A 15,112-nucleotide genomic window follows, 5' to 3' on the forward strand; every position below is an offset into this window, starting at 1 on the left:
CATGTCACGCTCCACGCAGCTCGATCGGTATCGCAACATCGGCATCATGGCTCACATCGATGCCGGTCGGACGACCACCACCGAGCGGATCCTCTACTACACCGGCCGGCCCGGCAAGCCCGCGGAAGCTCCCGTGGCTTCCGGCGCCGATGCCGCGTGGGCGGACGAGGAGCGGGGTATCACGATCACGTCGGCGGCGACCACCTGTTTCTGGAACGGCCACCGCATCAACATCATCGACACGCCCAGCCACGTCGACCTTCCGGTCGAGGTGGAGCGGATGCTGAGGGTGATCGACGGCGCGGTGGCGGTGTTCGACGCCGCGGTCGGGATCGAGCCGCAGTCGGAAGCCGCCTGGCGCCGCGCGGACCAGCACCGCGTTCCGCGGCTGTGCTTCGTCAACAAGATGGACCGGCCGGGCGCGGACTTCTTCCGCACTGTCGGCATGCTGCCCGAACGGGTCGGGGCGACCCCGCTGCTCCTGCAGCTGCCCATCGGCAGCGGCGACGGGTTCAGCGGCGTCGTGGACCTGGTCGGCGAGCGCGCCCTGGTGTGGAAGGATGACGGCCTGGGCGCCTCGTTCCGGGAGACCGGGATCCCGGCCGACCTGCAAGCGCAGGCCGCCGAGTACCGCGCCATGCTGGTCGAGGCCGCGGTCCAGGTCGACGCCGACGCGGCCGAGGCGTTCCTGGCCGGGACCGTCCCGAGCGTGGCGGCGCTGAAGGCGCTGATCCGGCGCGGCACCTGCGCGGCCGAGTTCGTGCCAGTGCTGTGCGGGTCCGCCTTCCGCAACAAGGGCGTGCAGCCGGTCCTGGACGCGATCGTCGATTACCTGCCTTCGCCGGCGGATATCGGCGGCATCCGGGGCATGGAAGGCGAAGGGCGGGACGAGGCGATCCGTCCGGCGGACGACGCCGCACCGTTCTCCGCCCTGGTCTTCAAGGTCATGTCGGACCCGGTCGCCGGCTCGCTGGCCTTCGCCCGGATCTATTCCGGCACCCAGGCGATCGGCGGCACGGTGCTGAACCCGCTCAAGGGCGAGCGGGAGAAGATCGGCCGGATGCTGCAGATGCAGGCAACCGCGCGGGAAGACGTGAAGCAGGCCTACGCCGGCGACATCATCGCCTTCGCCGGCCTGAAGCATACCGCGACGGGCGATACGCTGTGCGACCCGTCGCACCCGATCGTGCTGGAGCGGACCGAGTTTCCCGAGCCCCTGATCGAGGTCACGGTGGAGCCCCGGACCGGGGCTGACGCGGAGAAGATGGCTGCGGCCCTGCGGCGCATGGCCCAGGAGGACCCCTCCTTCGCCATTGCCGCGGCCAGGGAGCCGGGCCGGACCGTCATCAGGGGCGTCGGCGAGCTCCAGCTGGAGATCCTGGCCGACCGCCTGAAGCGCGAGTTCAAGGTCGAGGCCAAGGTGGGCGGCCCGCGGGTGGCCTATCGAGAGACCGTCACGCAGCGGGCGGAGGTGGATCACACCCACCGCAAGCAGGTCGGGGACGCCAGCCAGTTCGCCCGCGTAAGGCTGGCGGTCGAGCCGGCCGCGTCGGCGAGCGGCGTCCGTTTCGAGAGCAGGATCGCCGCGGGCACCCTGCCGAAGGAATTCGTCCAGGCCGTCGAAAAGGGCGTCGAGGCGGCCGGGAACGCGGGCGTCGTCGCCGGCTTCCCGGTGAGCAACGTGTCGGTGAGCCTGCTGGACGGTGCACGCCACGACATCGACAGCTCCGCGCTGGCGTTCGAGCTGGCCGGTGCCGCGGCGTTCCGCGCCGCTCTGGGCAAGGGAAAGCCGGTGCTGCTGGAGCCGGTCATGAGCGTCGATATCGTCACTCCGGCGGACTTCGCCGGCGGCGTCATCGGCGATCTGAGAAGCCGTCGCGGACGGATCGAACAGGTGGACCAGCGCGGGGCCGCGGCGGCAGTGACCGCCCTGGTTCCGCTTGCAAACCTGTTCGGGTACGCCAATATCCTGCGGTCCATCAGCCAGGGCCGCGCGCATCACACGATGCAATTCGACCACTACGAACCGGTGCCGCAGGCCATCGCCGATGAGGTCCGCGCCAGGGTGGCGTAAGGCTCTCGAGTGAACTGCCGGTGACTAAGATAGATTATGGAGACTGAGGACCATGGCGAAGGCGAAATTTGAGCGGACCAAGCCGCACTGCAACATCGGCACGATCGGTCACGTCGACCACGGCAAGACCTCGCTGACGGCGGCGATCACGAAGGTTCTGGCCGAATCGGGCGGTGCGACGTTCACCGCGTACGACCAGATCGACAAGGCGCCGGAGGAGAAGGCCCGCGGCATCACGATCTCGACGGCGCACGTCGAGTACGAGACGGCCAACCGCCACTATGCCCACGTCGACTGCCCGGGCCACGCCGACTACGTGAAGAACATGATCACGGGCGCCGCGCAGATGGACGGCGCGATCCTGGTGGTGTCGGCGGCCGACGGCCCGATGCCGCAGACCCGCGAGCACATCCTGCTGGCCCGCCAGGTCGGCGTCCCGGCGATCGTGGTGTTCCTGAACAAGGTCGACATGGTCGACGACCCCGAGCTGCTGGAGCTGGTCGAGCTGGAAGTGCGCGAGCTGCTGAGCAGCTACGACTTCCCCGGCGACGACATTCCGATCGTCCACGGCTCGGCGCTGATGGCGCTTGAGGACAAGAGCCCGGAGATGGGCAAGGAAGCCGTGCTCAAGCTGATGGCCGCGGTCGACGAGTACATCCCGCAGCCGGAGCGTCCGGTCGACCGTCCGTTCCTGATGCCGATCGAGGACGTGTTCTCGATCTCGGGCCGCGGCACCGTGGTGACCGGCCGCGTCGAGCGCGGCATCGTCAAGGTCGGCGAGGAGATCGAGATCGTCGGCCTGAAGAACACGGTCAAGACCACCGTGACCGGCGTCGAGATGTTCCGCAAGCTGCTCGACCAGGGCCAGGCGGGCGACAACATCGGCGCCCTGCTGCGCGGCACCAAGCGCGAGGACGTCGAGCGCGGCCAGGTGCTGGCCAAGCCCGGCTCGATCACGCCGCACACCGTGTTCAAGGCCGAGGCCTACATCCTGACCAAGGAAGAGGGCGGCCGGCACACGCCGTTCTTCACCAACTACCGTCCGCAGTTCTACTTCCGGACCACCGACGTGACCGGGATGGTGGCGCTGCCGGAAGGCACCGAGATGGTGATGCCCGGTGACAACGTCGCCATGACCGTCACCCTGATCGCCCCGATCGCCATGGACGAAGGCCTGCGCTTCGCCATCCGCGAGGGCGGCCGCACCGTCGGCGCCGGCGTCGTCGCCAGCATCATCAAGTAAATCGGTTCGGGTTCGCTGTGGGGTTGGTCCCCACGGGCGCAACAAGTTAGCCGGCGAAGAGGGGCCGCTCCCCGGAGCGGCCCCTTCAGCGGCAGAGAAACGGGTTTTGAAGACGATGGACAGTCAGAATATCCGGATCCGCCTGCGGGCGTTCGACCATCGCGTGCTCGACCAGTCGACCAGCGAGATCGTCAACACCGCGAAGCGGACCGGCGCACGGGTTCGGGGTCCGATCCCCCTGCCCACGCAGATCGAGAAGTTTACGGTCAACCGCTCGCCGCACATCGACAAGAAGTCGCGCGAGCAGTTCGAGATCCGGACGCACAAGCGCCTGATCGACATCGTCGACCCGACCCCGCAGACCGTGGACGCGCTGATGAAGCTCGACCTCGCCGCCGGCGTCGACGTCGAGATCAAGCTCTAAGTACAAGTACTTCAAGAATAGGGGTAAGGGACCTCTCCCCCTGAGGATGTCCCTGGTTAAGGAGAAGTAAACCATGCGATCCGGTTTGATCGCGCAGAAGCTGGGCATGACCCGCGTCTTCACGGACGACGGCGAACATGTGCCGGTCACTGTGCTGAAGGTCGACAACTGCCAGGTTGTCGCCGTGCGCACCGAGGAAACCGACGGCTACACGGCCGTCCAGCTCGGCGCCGGTACCGCCAAGGTCAAGAACGTCACGAAGCCCCAGCGCGGCCACTTCGCCAAGGCGAAGGTGGAACCCAAGCGCAAGGTGGTGGAGTTCCGCGTCGATGCCGACGCCCTGATCGAGGTCGGCGCCGAGATTTCGGCCGCCCACTTCATCCCGGGCCAACTCGTGGACGTCACCGGGACGACCATCGGCAAGGGTTTCGCCGGCGGCATGAAGCGGTGGAACTTCGGCGGTCTGCGCGCGACCCACGGCGTGTCGGTGTCGCACCGCTCGCATGGTTCGACCGGTAACCGCCAGGACCCCGGCAGGACCTTCAAGAACAAGAAGATGGCCGGTCACCTGGGCGCCGAGCGCGTGACCACCCAGAACCTGAAGATCGTGCAGGTCGACGAAGACCGTGGCCTGATCCTGGTCAAGGGCGCCGTCCCGGGCTCCGAGGGCGGCTGGGTGCTCGTCCGCGATGCCGTCAAGCGCAAGGCTCCGGAAGGCCTGCCGTTCCCGGCCGCGATCCGCGCCCGGACCGATGGCGCCGCCGTTGCTCCTGCACCCGAGGCCCCTGCCGCCGAGACCGGCGCCGAGCCGACGGAGTGAATGAGATGAAGACGACCGTCAAGAATCTGAACAATGAAGAGGTCGGCGAGATCGATCTCGACGAGGCGGTGTTCGGTGTTCCGCTGCGTACCGATCTCCTGTCCCGCATGGTCAATTACCAGCTCGCCAAGCGGCGGACCGGCAACCACAAGACCAAGGGCGTCTCGGAGATCAGCGGCACGACCAAGAAGCCGCATCGCCAGAAGGGCACCGGCCGCGCCCGCCAGGGCTCGCTGCGGTCGCCGCAGTTCCGCGGCGGCGCCGCGATCTTCGGTCCGGTCGTGCGCAGCCATGCCCACGACCTGAACAAGAAGGTCCGCAAGCTGGCCCTGAAGACCGCGCTGTCGACCAAGCTGGCCGAAGGCAAGCTGGTGGTCCTGGAGACTGCCACGGCCGACAGCCACAAGACCAGGGAGATGGTCCAGCGGTTCAAGCAGCTCGGCCTGACCTCGGCGCTGATCATCGACGGCGCCAACCTGGATGAGAACTTCGTGCGCGCGTCGAGAAACGTTCCGTTGATCGACGTGCTGCCGGAGCAGGGTGCCAACGTCTATGACATCCTGCGCCGCGACACGCTGGTTCTGACGCGCAACGCTGTCGAGCAGCTGGAGGCTCGTCTGAAATGAGCAAGATCTCGAAACCTTCGGTGAGCCAGGAGCGGATGTACGATCTGATCACCGCCCCCGTCATCACCGAGAAGTCGACGATGGGTTCCGAACACCGTCAGGTCACGTTCAAGGTTCCGATGAACGCGACCAAGCCGGAAATCAAGGCGGCGGTGGAAGGGCTGTTCAAGGTCAAGGTGACGGCGGTCAACACGCTGATCACCAAGGGCAAGACCAAGCGCTTCAAGGGTATCTTGGGCCGTCGTTCGGACTTCAAGAAAGCGATCGTGACCCTGGCCGAAGGCCACACGATCGACGTTACCACTGGCGTCTAAGGCTGAACTGACCGATGGCACTCAAGAACTTCCGGCCTATCACGCCGTCGCTCCGCCAGCTCGTGCTGGTGGACCGTTCGGAGCTGTGGAAGGGCAAGCCGGTCAAGTCCCTCACCGAGGGCCTGACCAAGAGCGGCGGCCGCAACAACACCGGCCGCATAACAGCACGCCGGATCGGCGGCGGCCACAAGCGCCGCTACCGTCTGGTTGACTTCAAGCGGCGCAAGTTCGACGCGCCGGCCGTCGTCGAGCGGCTGGAGTACGATCCGAACCGCACCGCGTTCATCGCGCTGGTCCGCTACCAGGACGGTGAGCTGGCCTACATCCTGGCGCCCCAGCGCCTGAAGGTGGGCGACAGCGTCGTCTCCGGCGAGCGCGTGGACGTGAAGCCGGGCAACGCGATGCCGCTGAAGAACATCCCGGTGGGCACGATCGTCCACAATGTGGAGCTGAAGGCGGGCAAGGGTGGCCAGCTGGCCCGTTCGGCCGGCACCTACGTCCAGCTCGTCGGCCGCGACCAGGGCTATGCCCAGTTGAAGCTGGCGTCGGGCGAGCTCCGCGTCGTCCGAGGCGAGTGCCTCGCCACGATCGGCGCGGTGTCCAACCCCGACCAGTCCAACATCAACCTGGGCAAGGCCGGCCGCAATCGCTGGCTGGGCAAGCGCCCGTCAGTCCGTGGCGTCGCCATGAACCCGATCGACCACCCGCACGGCGGTGGCGAAGGCCGGACCTCCGGCGGCCGTCATCCGGTGACCCCGTGGGGCAAGCCGACCAAGGGCAAGAAGACGCGGAACAACAAGAAGACGGACGGGCAGATCCTGCGCCGCCGTCATTCGAAGTAAAGGAGTTACGTCGTGGCGCGCAGCGTCTGGAAGGGGCCGTTCATCGACGGCTACCTGCTGAAGAAAGCCGATAAGGCGCGGGCAAGCGGGCGTAACGAGATCATCAAGATCTGGTCGCGTCGCTCCACCATCCTGCCCCAGTTCGTCGGTTTGACCTTCGGCGTTCACAATGGTCAGAAGTTCCTCCCCGTCATCGTGACCGAGAACATGATCGGCCACAAATTCGGCGAGTTCTCTCCGACCCGGACCTATTACGGCCACGCGGCCGATAAGAAGTCGAAGAGGAAGTAGCCATGGGCAAGGCAGCGAATGCGCCTCGCATCGCCGAGAACGAGGCGATGGCGTTCGGCAAGATGATCCGTTCCTCGGCCCGCAAGCTCAACCTCGTCGCCGAGTTGATCCGCGGCAAGAGCGCACAGGCGGCCGTGGCCGACCTGACCTTCTCCAAGCGGCGCGTCGCCGACGAGGTCAGGAAGGTCCTGCAGTCTGCGATCGCGAACGCGGAGAACAACCACCAGCTGGACGTGGATCGCCTTTACGTGGCCCAGGCCACCGTCGGCCGCGCGCTGGTGATGAAGCGGTTCCACGCCCGCGCCCGCGGTCGCGGCGCCCGGATCGAGAAGCCGTTCAGCAACCTGACCGTGGTCGTGCGCGAGCGCGACGAAGCGGTGGAGGCCGAGTAACATGGGTCAGAAGATCAATCCCGTCGGGCTTCGGCTCGGCATCAACCGCACTTGGGATAGCCGCTGGTATGCGGATCGGGACTACGCCGACCTGTTGCATAGCGACCTGAAGCTGCGTAGTTTCCTCCAGGGCCGGCTTCAGCAGGCCGGGGTGTCCCGCGTGGTGATCGAGCGGCCTGCGAAAAAGGCCCGCGTGACCATCCATTCGGCGCGCCCGGGGGTTGTTATTGGCAAGAAGGGTGCCGATATCGAGAAGCTTCGCGTCGAGCTGGCGAAGATGACCGGTTCGGACGTCAACTTGAACATCGTCGAGATCCGCAAGCCGGAGATCGACGCCAAGCTGATCGCCGAGAACATCTCCAACCAGCTGGAGCGCCGCGTGGCTTTCCGCCGCGCCATGAAGCGTGCCGTGCAGTCCGCGATGCGCCTGGGAGCCCAGGGCATCCGGATCAACTGCTCCGGCCGCCTTGGCGGTGCGGAAATCGCGCGCATGGAGTGGTATCGCGAAGGTCGCGTGCCGCTGCACACGTTGCGTGCCGATGTGGATTACGGTGTCGCCACCGCGAAGACCACGTACGGTACCTGCGGCGTGAAGGTCTGGGTGTTCAAGGGCGAAATCCTTGCGCACGATCCGATGGCGCAGGACAAGCGCGCCAATGAACAACAGGCCGGTCCCAGCGGACGGCCCGAGCGCGGCGAGCGCGGCGACCACCACCGGGGTGATCGCGGCGAGCGTGGCGATCGCGGCGATCGCTGAACGGCAGGATACTAGTAGAGGGCACATGCCATGCTAAGTCCTAAGCGTACGAAGTACCGCAAGGCACACAAGGGCCGTATCCACGGCACCGCGAAGGGCGGCACGCAGCTCAACTTCGGCGCCTATGGCCTGAAGGCCATCGAGCCGGCGCGCATCACCGCGCGCCAGATCGAGGCGGCTCGCCGCGCGATCACCCGTCACATGAAGCGTCAGGGCCGCGTCTGGATCCGGATTTTCCCGGACGTTCCGGTCTCGACCAAGCCGGCCGAAGTCCGCATGGGCTCGGGCAAGGGCTCGCCCGAGTTCTGGGCTGCCCGCGTCCATCCCGGCCGCATCATGTTCGAACTGGACGGCGTCCCCGGCGACCTGGCCAAGCGGGCTTTCGAGCTTGCCGCCGCCAAGCTGCCGATCAAGACCCGGTTCATCACCCGCCTGGGCGAGGAGTTGGATCAATGACGAAGCCGACCGATCTGCGCGCCAAGACCGCCGACGAGCTGAACGACCAACTCCTGACCCTGAAGAAGGAGCAGTTCAACCTGCGCTTCCGCCGGGCCTCGGGCCAGCTCGAGAACACCGCGCGCGTCGGCCAGGTGCGCCGCGACATCGCGCGCATCAAGACCATTCTGGGCGAGCGCGTGCGCTCGTCCGCGTCGTAGGAGTTTACCCATGCCCCGGCGTGTTTTGCAGGGCACGGTCGTCAGCGACAAGGGCGATAAGACGATTATCGTCCTCGTCGAGCGTCGCGTGATGCATCCCGTGTACAAGAAGTTCATCCGGCAGTCGAAGCGTTACGCTGCCCATGACGAGGCCAACCAGTTCAAGACGGGCGATCAGGTCTTCATCGAGGAATGCCGCCCGATCTCGAAGCGCAAGCGCTGGATGGTCCTTACCGACGCCGCAGCAGCGGCAGCCGCCGGCGCCTCCGCCGGCTGAATGAAGAGGTCTGACATATGATCCAGATGCAAACCAACCTGGAGGTCGCCGACAACAGCGGCGCGCGCCGGGTGCAGTGCATCAAGGTGCTTGGCGGATCCAAGCGCAAGGTGGCCGCCGTGGGCGACGTGATCGTCGTCTCGGTCAAGGAGGCCATCCCGCGCGGACGCGTCAAGAAGGGTGATGTGCACCGTGCGGTCATCGTCCGCACGTCCAAGGAGATCCGGCGCACCGACGGCAGCTCCATCCGCTTCGACCGCAACGCAGCCGTGCTGATCAACAAGCAGGGCGAGCCCATCGGGACCCGTATCTTCGGGCCGGTGACCCGCGAGCTGCGCGGCAAGAAGTTCATGAAGATCATCTCGCTCGCGCCGGAGGTGCTGTGATGTCCGCAGCCAAGATCAGGAAGAAGGACAAGGTCGTCGTCATCGCCGGCAGGGACAAGGGTAAGACCGGCGAGGTGATCGAGGTCCTTCCCAAGGAGAACAGGGTCAAGGTGCGCGGCGTGAACATCGTCAAGAAGCACCAGCGCCAGACCCAGACCTCTGCCGGCGGCATCCTGGAGATCGAGGCGTTCATCCACGTCTCCAACGTCGCCCATGTCGACCCCAAAGACAACAAGCCGACCCGAGTGGGTTTCAAGACCCTCGAGGATGGCCGCAAGGTGCGCGTCGCCAAGCGGTCCGGCGAAGTCATCGATCTGTGAGCGCCACCATGACGACCAGGCTGAAGAAGCAATACGACGACGTCGTACGCCCGAAGTTGAAGGCTGAGTTCAACTACGCCAACGACATGGAAGTGCCGCGGATCGAGAAGATCGTCATCAACATGGGTGTTGGCGAGGCGACCTCCGACGGCAAGAAGGTCAACTCGGCGGTGGCCGAGCTGACCGCGATCGCTGGCCAGCGGCCGGTGGTGACCAAGGCCCGCAAGTCGATCGCGCAGTTCAAGCTGCGTGAAGGCATGTCGATCGGCTGCAAGGTGACCCTGCGTCGCGAGCGCATGTACGAGTTCCTCGACCGTCTGGTGACGGTTGCCCTGCCGCGCGTCCGCGACTTCCGCGGCGTGCCGGGCAACAGCTTCGACGGCCGCGGCAACTACGCCATGGGCTTGAAAGAGCAGATCATCTTCCCGGAGATCGATTACGACAGGATCGACGAGATCCGGGGCATGGACATCATCATCGTGACGACTGCGAAGACCGACAAGGAGGCCAAGGCGCTCCTCAAGGGCTTCGACATGCCGTTCGTCAGCTGAGCGGCAGGAGGTTACAGCCATGGCCAAGACAAGTGCCATCCAGAAGAACAAGCGCCGCGAGCGCATGGTCAAGCAGTTCGCCAACAAGCGCGCAGCGCTGAAGGCGATCGCCAAGGACACCTCGGTGACGCCCGAGGAGCAATTCGCCGCCCGTCTCAAGCTTGCCGAGATGCCGCGCAACTCGAGCCGGACCCGCGTTCGCAATCGCTGCGAGATGACTGGTCGTCCGCGCGCGTTCTATCGCAAGTTCAAGCTTTCGCGCATCACGCTCCGCGACCTGGCCTCCAACGGCCAGATCCCGGGCATGACGAAGTCGAGCTGGTAAGGGGGGATCGGAAAGATGTCTTTGAGCGATCCTTTGGGCGATATGCTGACCCGTATCCGCAACGGTCAGCGGGCTCACATGACCAGCGTCGACAGCCCGGCATCCAAGCTGCGGGCGAGCGTGCTGGAAGTTCTGAAGCGCGAAGGTTACATACGCGGCTATTTCCAGGAGGAACTGCGCCCCGGTATCGCGCAGCTCCGGATCGAGCTGAAGTATCACGAGGGCGAACCGGTCATAAAGACCATCAACCGCGTGTCCAAGCCCGGCCGTCGCGTCTACTCGAAGATCAAGGACCTGCCGCGCGTCTATAACGGTCTCGGGATCTCGATCCTGTCGACCCCGCGTGGCGTGATGTCCGACAACGAAGCCCGCGCCGCCAATGTCGGCGGTGAAGTGCTTTGCCGCGTGTTCTAAGAGGCAGCCATGTCACGAATTGGTAAACACCCCGTGCCGGTCCCGGCTGGCGTTGACGTCGCCGTCAACGGCCAGACCCTGACGGCCAAGGGCAAGCTGGGCCAGCTCAGCATGACCCTGATCGATGACATCGCGGCCTCGCTGGACGATGGCAAGGTCGTCGTCAAGCCGCGTCATGCGGACAGCAAGCGCGGCAAGATGATGTGGGCGACCTCGCGGACCCTCGTGGCCAACATGGTCAAGGGCGTCAGCGAGGGCTTCACGGTCAACCTCGAAATCAACGGCGTCGGCTATCGCGCCGCCGTGCAGGGCAGCGACCTGGTTCTCCAGCTCGGCTACTCGCACGACGTCACGTATCCGATCCCCGCCGGGATCACGATCAAGACCGAGCGTCCGACCGCGATCTCCGTTTCCGGGGCCGACCGCCAGAAGGTCGGCCAAGTCGCCGCAGAAATCCGTCAGTTCCGTAAGCCGGAGCCTTACAAGGGCAAGGGCATCAAGTACGCGACGGAGACTCTGCTGCGCAAGGAAGGCAAGAAGAAGTAGGGGTACGGCCGATGAAAACGTCAAGGGAACTGAACGTACGCCGCAGGATGCGGGTGCGTACGCAGATCAGGAAGAAGGCGGGCGGCCGGCCCAGGCTGTCGGTTTTCCGGTCCAGCAAGCACATCTACGTCCAGGTGATCGACGACAGCGAGGGCAAGACCCTGGCGTCCGCGTCGACCATCGACAAGGATCTGCGCGAGTCGCTGAAGACCGGCGCCGACATCGAAGCCGCCAAGCTGGTCGGCAAGCTGATCGCCGAGCGGGCGACGGCTGCCGGCGTCACGCAGGTGGTCTTCGACCGCGGCGGCTATCTCTTCCACGGGCGCGTCAAGGCGCTTGCCGACGCCGCGCGTGAAGCCGGCCTGTCGTTCTAAGGGGACCCGAATATGGCACGCAATGAAAGAGGCGGCGAGCGCGACCAGCGCGGCGGCGACAACCGGGACCGTCAGAACCGGGGCGGCGATCGCGAAGAGAGCGATCTGGTTGAAAAGCTGGTCGGCATCAACCGTGTCGCCAAGGTGGTGAAGGGTGGCCGTCGGTTCGGCTTCGCGGCCCTGGTGGTCGTGGGCGACGCCAAGGGCCGCGTCGGCGTCGGGTCGGGCAAGGCCCGCGAGGTGCCGGAAGCGATCCGCAAGGCGACCGACCAGGCCAAGCGCACCATGATCCGCGTTCCGCTCCGCGAGGGCCGGACCCTGCACCACGACGTGCATGGTCACTTCGGCGCCGGCCGCGTCGTCCTCCGGGCGGCTCCGACCGGTACCGGCATCATCGCCGGCGGTCCGATGCGCGCGATCTTCGAGGCGCTGGGCGTGCAGGACGTGGTGACGAAGTCGATCGGCACCTCGAACCCGCACAACATGATCAAGGCGACCTTCGACGCCCTGGCGCAGGTGGTCAGCCCCCGGGCCGTGGCCGCGCGCCGCGGCCGCCGGGTCAGCGACATCCTGGGCCGTCGCGACGCGACCGGCACCGAGATCAAGGAGGCCTGATCATGGCTGACGACACCAAGAGCACCGTCATCGTGACGCAGATCGGCAGCCCGATCGGTCGCAAGAAGGATCAGCGCGAGACCCTCGTCGGTCTCGGGCTGAACAAGCTGCACCGCACGCGGGAGCTGGAGGACACCCCTTCCGTCCGCGGCATGATCGCCAAGGTTCAGCATCTGGTTCGCGTCGAGAGCCAGGGCTGAGAACGGGCGAGGGGATAACAAGATCATGAAACTCAACGAGATCCGGGACAATGCCGGCGCCCGCAAGAACCGCATCCGCGTCGGACGCGGTATCGGTTCGGGCAAGGGCAAGACCGGCGGCCGCGGCGTGAAGGGTCAGACCTCGCGTACCGGCGTCGCGATTAAGGGCTTCGAAGGCGGTCAGATGCCCCTGCATCGCCGCCTGCCGAAGCGCGGCTTCACCAACATCTTCGCCAAGGACTATGCCGTGGCGAACCTGGGCAAGATCCAGCAGGCCATCGAGTCCGGCAAGCTGGACGCCTCGCAGCTGATCACCGGGGAGATCCTGGTGGCTGCCGGCGTCGCCCAGAACAGCCGCGACGGCGTTCGCCTTCTGGCCAAGGGCGAGCTGACGGCCAAGGCGAGCTTCAAGGTGGCGGGCGCCTCGGCGTCGGCCATCGCCGCGGTCGAGGCCCTGGGCGGCACCGTGGAAGTCACGGTGGCTAAGAAGACCCAAGAGGCTTCCGCGGCCGAGTGATCGACCGCGAACGTCAGGCCGGCGCTTCTTCGGGGGCGCCGGCCATGCCCGTTACGACATACTTCGCACGTGAGCGTCGAGGAATAGAATATGGCATCAGCGGCCGAACAGCTCGCCGCCAATATCAACTTTGGCGCCTTTGCGAAGGCTACCGAGCTGAAGAAGCGGATCTGGTTCACCCTCGGGGCCCTGATCATCTATCGGCTCGGCACCTATATCCCGCTGCCGGGCATCGATCCGAACATCCTGGCCGACATCTTCCGTCAGAACTCCGGCGGCATCCTGGACATGTTCAACATGTTCTCGGGCGGCGCCCTGTCGCGGATGACCATCTTCGCCCTCAACATTATGCCGTACATCTCGGCATCGATCATCATCCAGCTCATGACGGCGGTGTCTCCGACGCTCGAGCAGTTGAAAAAGGAGGGCGAGAGCGGCCGCAAGAAACTGAACCAGTACACCCGCTACCTTACCGTCCTGCTGGCGACCGTGCAGGCGTACGGCATGGCCGTGGGCCTGCAGGGCATGACGGGATCAGGCGGTCCCGCGGTGGACAATCCCGGCGTCTTCTTCCTGGCGACGACCGTCATTACGCTGGTCGGCGGCACCATCTTCCTGATGTGGCTGGGCGAGCAGATCACGGCCCGGGGCGTCGGCAACGGCATCTCGCTGATCATCTTCGCCGGCATCGTCGCGGAACTGCCGCGGGCGCTGGCCGGTACGCTGGAACTGGGCCGTACCGGCGCGCTGTCGACCTTCTTCATCATCTTCCTGCTGCTGATGGCGGTGGGAGTGATCTTCTTCATCGTGTTCATGGAGCGGGCCCAGCGCCGGATCATCGTCCAATATCCGAAGCGCCAGGTCGGCAACCGGATGTTCGGCGGCGAGAGCTCGCATCTCCCGCTGAAGCTCAACACGTCGGGCGTCATCCCGCCGATCTTCGCCAGCTCGCTGCTGCTGCTGCCGCTGACCGTGGCCGGGTTCTCCGGCGGGCAGGGGCCGGAGTGGCTGACCGCGATCACGACCTACCTGGGCCACGGCCAGCCGCTGTACATCATCCTGTACGTGGCGCTGATCGTGTTCTTCTGCTTCTTCTATACGGCCATCGTCTTCAATCCCTCGGAGACTGCCGACAACCTGAAGAAGTATGGCGGCTTCATTCCCGGCATCCGCCCGGGCAAGAACACGGCCGACTATCTGGATTATGTCCTCACCCGACTGACCGTCGTGGGTGCGGCATATTTGTCCGTGGTCTGCCTATTGCCCGAAATCCTGATTTCGCAGTATGCCGTCCCGTTCTATTTTGGCGGCACCAGCCTGTTGATCGTGGTCACCGTCACGATGGATACCGTCGCGCAGATACATTCGCATCTGCTGGCCCATCAATACGAAGGCCTGATCAAGAAGGCTAAGCTGCGGGGGAGGAGAGGATGAATTTGATACTGCTGGGACCGCCGGGGGCGGGCAAGGGGACCCAGGCGAAGCGCCTCGAGGATCGGCACGGACTCGTTCAGCTTTCGACCGGGGACATGCTGCGGTCGGTCGTCGCCAGCGGTGCGCCGCTGGGCCAGCAGGCCAAGGAGATCATGGCCGCCGGCAAGCTGATGCCGGACGAGCTGATGATCAAGATGATCGCGGATCGCATCTCCCAGCCGGACTGCGCGGCCGGCTTCATCCTCGACGGCTTCCCGCGGACGGTTCCCCAGGCCGAGGCCCTGGACCGTATGCTGGAAGACAAGGGGCTTAAGCTCGACCAGGTGATCGAGATGAAGGTGGACGATGCCGCCCTGGTGGACCGGATCACCGGCCGTTACACCTGCTCCAAATGCGGCCGCGGCTATCATGACACGTTCCAGAAGCCGGCCGTCGAAGGCGTCTGCGATGCCTGCGGCTCGACCGAGTTCACCCGGCGGGCCGACGACAACGCGGAGACCGTTACCACCCGGCTGGCCGCCTATCACAAGCAGACCGCGCCGATCCTGCCCTATTATCAGGCCCGCGGCGTCCTGGAAGCGGTGGACGGCATGGCCGACATCGACGAAGTGACCGTACAGATCGAGGCGCTGCTGCAGGACAAGGCAGCCTGAGGACTTCGGCATCTTCGCGATCATGGCTCCTCGATTACGGTCGTGGGGCAGACACCGGTTG

General features: G+C 65.6%; 25 protein-coding genes. All 25 read left to right on the forward strand.

Features of this window, described 5'->3' with window-relative positions:
• The first annotated feature begins 1 nt into the window (after position 1).
• The 25 genes from fusA (at position 2) to DPR14_RS05705 (ending at position 15,051) form a co-directional block, all read left to right on the forward strand.
• On the forward strand, positions 2 to 2,074 hold the full coding sequence (gene fusA, locus DPR14_RS05585) for an elongation factor G (RefSeq protein ID WP_158044267.1): 2,073 nt from the start codon (positions 2 to 4) through the stop codon (positions 2,072 to 2,074).
• A 52-nt stretch (positions 2,075 to 2,126) separates the two neighbouring features.
• On the forward strand, positions 2,127 to 3,317 hold the full coding sequence (gene tuf, locus DPR14_RS05590) for an elongation factor Tu (protein ID WP_158044268.1): 1,191 nt from the start codon (positions 2,127 to 2,129) through the stop codon (positions 3,315 to 3,317).
• 115 nt (positions 3,318 to 3,432) lie between these two features.
• Positions 3,433 to 3,741 carry a 30S ribosomal protein S10 gene (gene rpsJ / locus DPR14_RS05595; protein ID WP_037453618.1) on the forward strand — a complete coding sequence of 103 codons (309 nt, stop codon included), beginning with the start codon at positions 3,433 to 3,435 and terminating at the stop codon, positions 3,739 to 3,741.
• A gap of 73 nt (positions 3,742 to 3,814) precedes the next feature.
• Entirely contained in the window at positions 3,815 to 4,561 is a 747-nt protein-coding gene (gene rplC, locus DPR14_RS05600) for a 50S ribosomal protein L3 (RefSeq protein WP_158044269.1), read from the forward strand.
• 5 nt (positions 4,562 to 4,566) lie between these two features.
• Complete coding sequence (gene rplD, locus DPR14_RS05605; protein WP_158044270.1) at positions 4,567 to 5,187, forward strand: 50S ribosomal protein L4; 621 nt, start codon at positions 4,567 to 4,569, stop codon at positions 5,185 to 5,187.
• Positions 5,188 to 5,192: 5 nt separating this feature from the next.
• The gene (locus DPR14_RS05610; protein ID WP_158048002.1) at positions 5,193 to 5,501 is read left to right on the forward strand and encodes a 50S ribosomal protein L23; all 309 of its coding nucleotides are present in this window, start codon (positions 5,193 to 5,195) and stop codon (positions 5,499 to 5,501) included.
• Positions 5,502 to 5,515: 14 nt separating this feature from the next.
• The gene (gene rplB, locus DPR14_RS05615; protein ID WP_158044271.1) at positions 5,516 to 6,343 is read left to right on the forward strand and encodes a 50S ribosomal protein L2; all 828 of its coding nucleotides are present in this window, start codon (positions 5,516 to 5,518) and stop codon (positions 6,341 to 6,343) included.
• Positions 6,344 to 6,355: 12 nt separating this feature from the next.
• A complete protein-coding gene (gene rpsS, locus DPR14_RS05620; protein WP_158044272.1) occupies positions 6,356 to 6,634 on the forward strand; it encodes a 30S ribosomal protein S19 in 279 nt (92 codons plus the stop codon).
• A gap of 2 nt (positions 6,635 to 6,636) precedes the next feature.
• The gene (rplV, locus tag DPR14_RS05625; protein ID WP_158044273.1) at positions 6,637 to 7,026 is read left to right on the forward strand and encodes a 50S ribosomal protein L22; all 390 of its coding nucleotides are present in this window, start codon (positions 6,637 to 6,639) and stop codon (positions 7,024 to 7,026) included.
• A 1-nt stretch (position 7,027) separates the two neighbouring features.
• Positions 7,028 to 7,783, forward strand: coding sequence for a 30S ribosomal protein S3 (gene rpsC, locus DPR14_RS05630; protein WP_158044274.1), 756 nt, complete (start codon positions 7,028 to 7,030; stop codon positions 7,781 to 7,783).
• A gap of 30 nt (positions 7,784 to 7,813) precedes the next feature.
• Positions 7,814 to 8,239, forward strand: coding sequence for a 50S ribosomal protein L16 (gene rplP, locus DPR14_RS05635; RefSeq protein ID WP_037453595.1), 426 nt, complete (start codon positions 7,814 to 7,816; stop codon positions 8,237 to 8,239).
• Positions 8,236 to 8,439 (forward strand): 50S ribosomal protein L29, encoded by a 204-nt coding sequence (gene rpmC / locus DPR14_RS05640; protein WP_158044275.1) that lies wholly within the window; start codon positions 8,236 to 8,238, stop codon positions 8,437 to 8,439. Before rplP ends, rpmC begins: the two co-directional genes overlap by 4 nt.
• 10 nt (positions 8,440 to 8,449) lie before the next feature.
• Positions 8,450 to 8,716 carry a 30S ribosomal protein S17 gene (gene rpsQ, locus DPR14_RS05645; RefSeq protein ID WP_158044276.1) on the forward strand — a complete coding sequence of 89 codons (267 nt, stop codon included), beginning with the start codon at positions 8,450 to 8,452 and terminating at the stop codon, positions 8,714 to 8,716.
• A 17-nt stretch (positions 8,717 to 8,733) separates the two neighbouring features.
• Complete coding sequence (gene rplN, locus DPR14_RS05650) at positions 8,734 to 9,102, forward strand: 50S ribosomal protein L14 (protein ID WP_158044277.1); 369 nt, start codon at positions 8,734 to 8,736, stop codon at positions 9,100 to 9,102.
• Complete coding sequence (gene rplX / locus DPR14_RS05655; protein ID WP_158044278.1) at positions 9,102 to 9,422, forward strand: 50S ribosomal protein L24; 321 nt, start codon at positions 9,102 to 9,104, stop codon at positions 9,420 to 9,422. Before rplN ends, rplX begins: the two co-directional genes overlap by 1 nt.
• A gap of 8 nt (positions 9,423 to 9,430) precedes the next feature.
• Positions 9,431 to 9,973: a 50S ribosomal protein L5 gene (rplE, locus tag DPR14_RS05660; RefSeq protein WP_158044279.1), complete on the forward strand. Its 543-nt coding sequence runs from the start codon at positions 9,431 to 9,433 to the stop codon at positions 9,971 to 9,973.
• A gap of 19 nt (positions 9,974 to 9,992) precedes the next feature.
• Entirely contained in the window at positions 9,993 to 10,298 is a 306-nt protein-coding gene (gene rpsN, locus DPR14_RS05665) for a 30S ribosomal protein S14 (RefSeq protein WP_158044280.1), read from the forward strand.
• Positions 10,299 to 10,313: 15 nt separating this feature from the next.
• Positions 10,314 to 10,712 carry a 30S ribosomal protein S8 gene (gene rpsH, locus DPR14_RS05670; RefSeq protein WP_158044281.1) on the forward strand — a complete coding sequence of 133 codons (399 nt, stop codon included), beginning with the start codon at positions 10,314 to 10,316 and terminating at the stop codon, positions 10,710 to 10,712.
• Positions 10,713 to 10,721: 9 nt separating this feature from the next.
• Positions 10,722 to 11,258 carry a 50S ribosomal protein L6 gene (gene rplF / locus DPR14_RS05675; protein ID WP_158044282.1) on the forward strand — a complete coding sequence of 179 codons (537 nt, stop codon included), beginning with the start codon at positions 10,722 to 10,724 and terminating at the stop codon, positions 11,256 to 11,258.
• An 11-nt stretch (positions 11,259 to 11,269) separates the two neighbouring features.
• Positions 11,270 to 11,632 (forward strand): 50S ribosomal protein L18, encoded by a 363-nt coding sequence (gene rplR, locus DPR14_RS05680; RefSeq protein ID WP_158044283.1) that lies wholly within the window; start codon positions 11,270 to 11,272, stop codon positions 11,630 to 11,632.
• 12 nt (positions 11,633 to 11,644) lie between these two features.
• A complete protein-coding gene (gene rpsE, locus DPR14_RS05685) occupies positions 11,645 to 12,247 on the forward strand; it encodes a 30S ribosomal protein S5 (RefSeq protein WP_158044284.1) in 603 nt (200 codons plus the stop codon).
• 2 nt (positions 12,248 to 12,249) lie between these two features.
• Positions 12,250 to 12,447, forward strand: coding sequence for a 50S ribosomal protein L30 (gene rpmD / locus DPR14_RS05690; RefSeq protein ID WP_158044285.1), 198 nt, complete (start codon positions 12,250 to 12,252; stop codon positions 12,445 to 12,447).
• A gap of 25 nt (positions 12,448 to 12,472) precedes the next feature.
• On the forward strand, positions 12,473 to 12,964 hold the full coding sequence (gene rplO, locus DPR14_RS05695; RefSeq protein ID WP_158044286.1) for a 50S ribosomal protein L15: 492 nt from the start codon (positions 12,473 to 12,475) through the stop codon (positions 12,962 to 12,964).
• Positions 12,965 to 13,054: 90 nt separating this feature from the next.
• On the forward strand, positions 13,055 to 14,398 hold the full coding sequence (gene secY / locus DPR14_RS05700) for a preprotein translocase subunit SecY (protein WP_158044287.1): 1,344 nt from the start codon (positions 13,055 to 13,057) through the stop codon (positions 14,396 to 14,398).
• Positions 14,395 to 15,051, forward strand: coding sequence for an adenylate kinase (locus tag DPR14_RS05705; RefSeq protein WP_158044288.1), 657 nt, complete (start codon positions 14,395 to 14,397; stop codon positions 15,049 to 15,051). The genes secY and DPR14_RS05705 overlap by 4 nt, the downstream gene beginning before the upstream one ends.
• Positions 15,052 to 15,112: the final 61 nt, after the last annotated feature.

Source organism: Skermanella pratensis (genome assembly GCF_008843145.1).
In the GTDB taxonomy this organism is placed as follows: Bacteria; Pseudomonadota; Alphaproteobacteria; order Azospirillales; family Azospirillaceae; genus Skermanella; species Skermanella pratensis.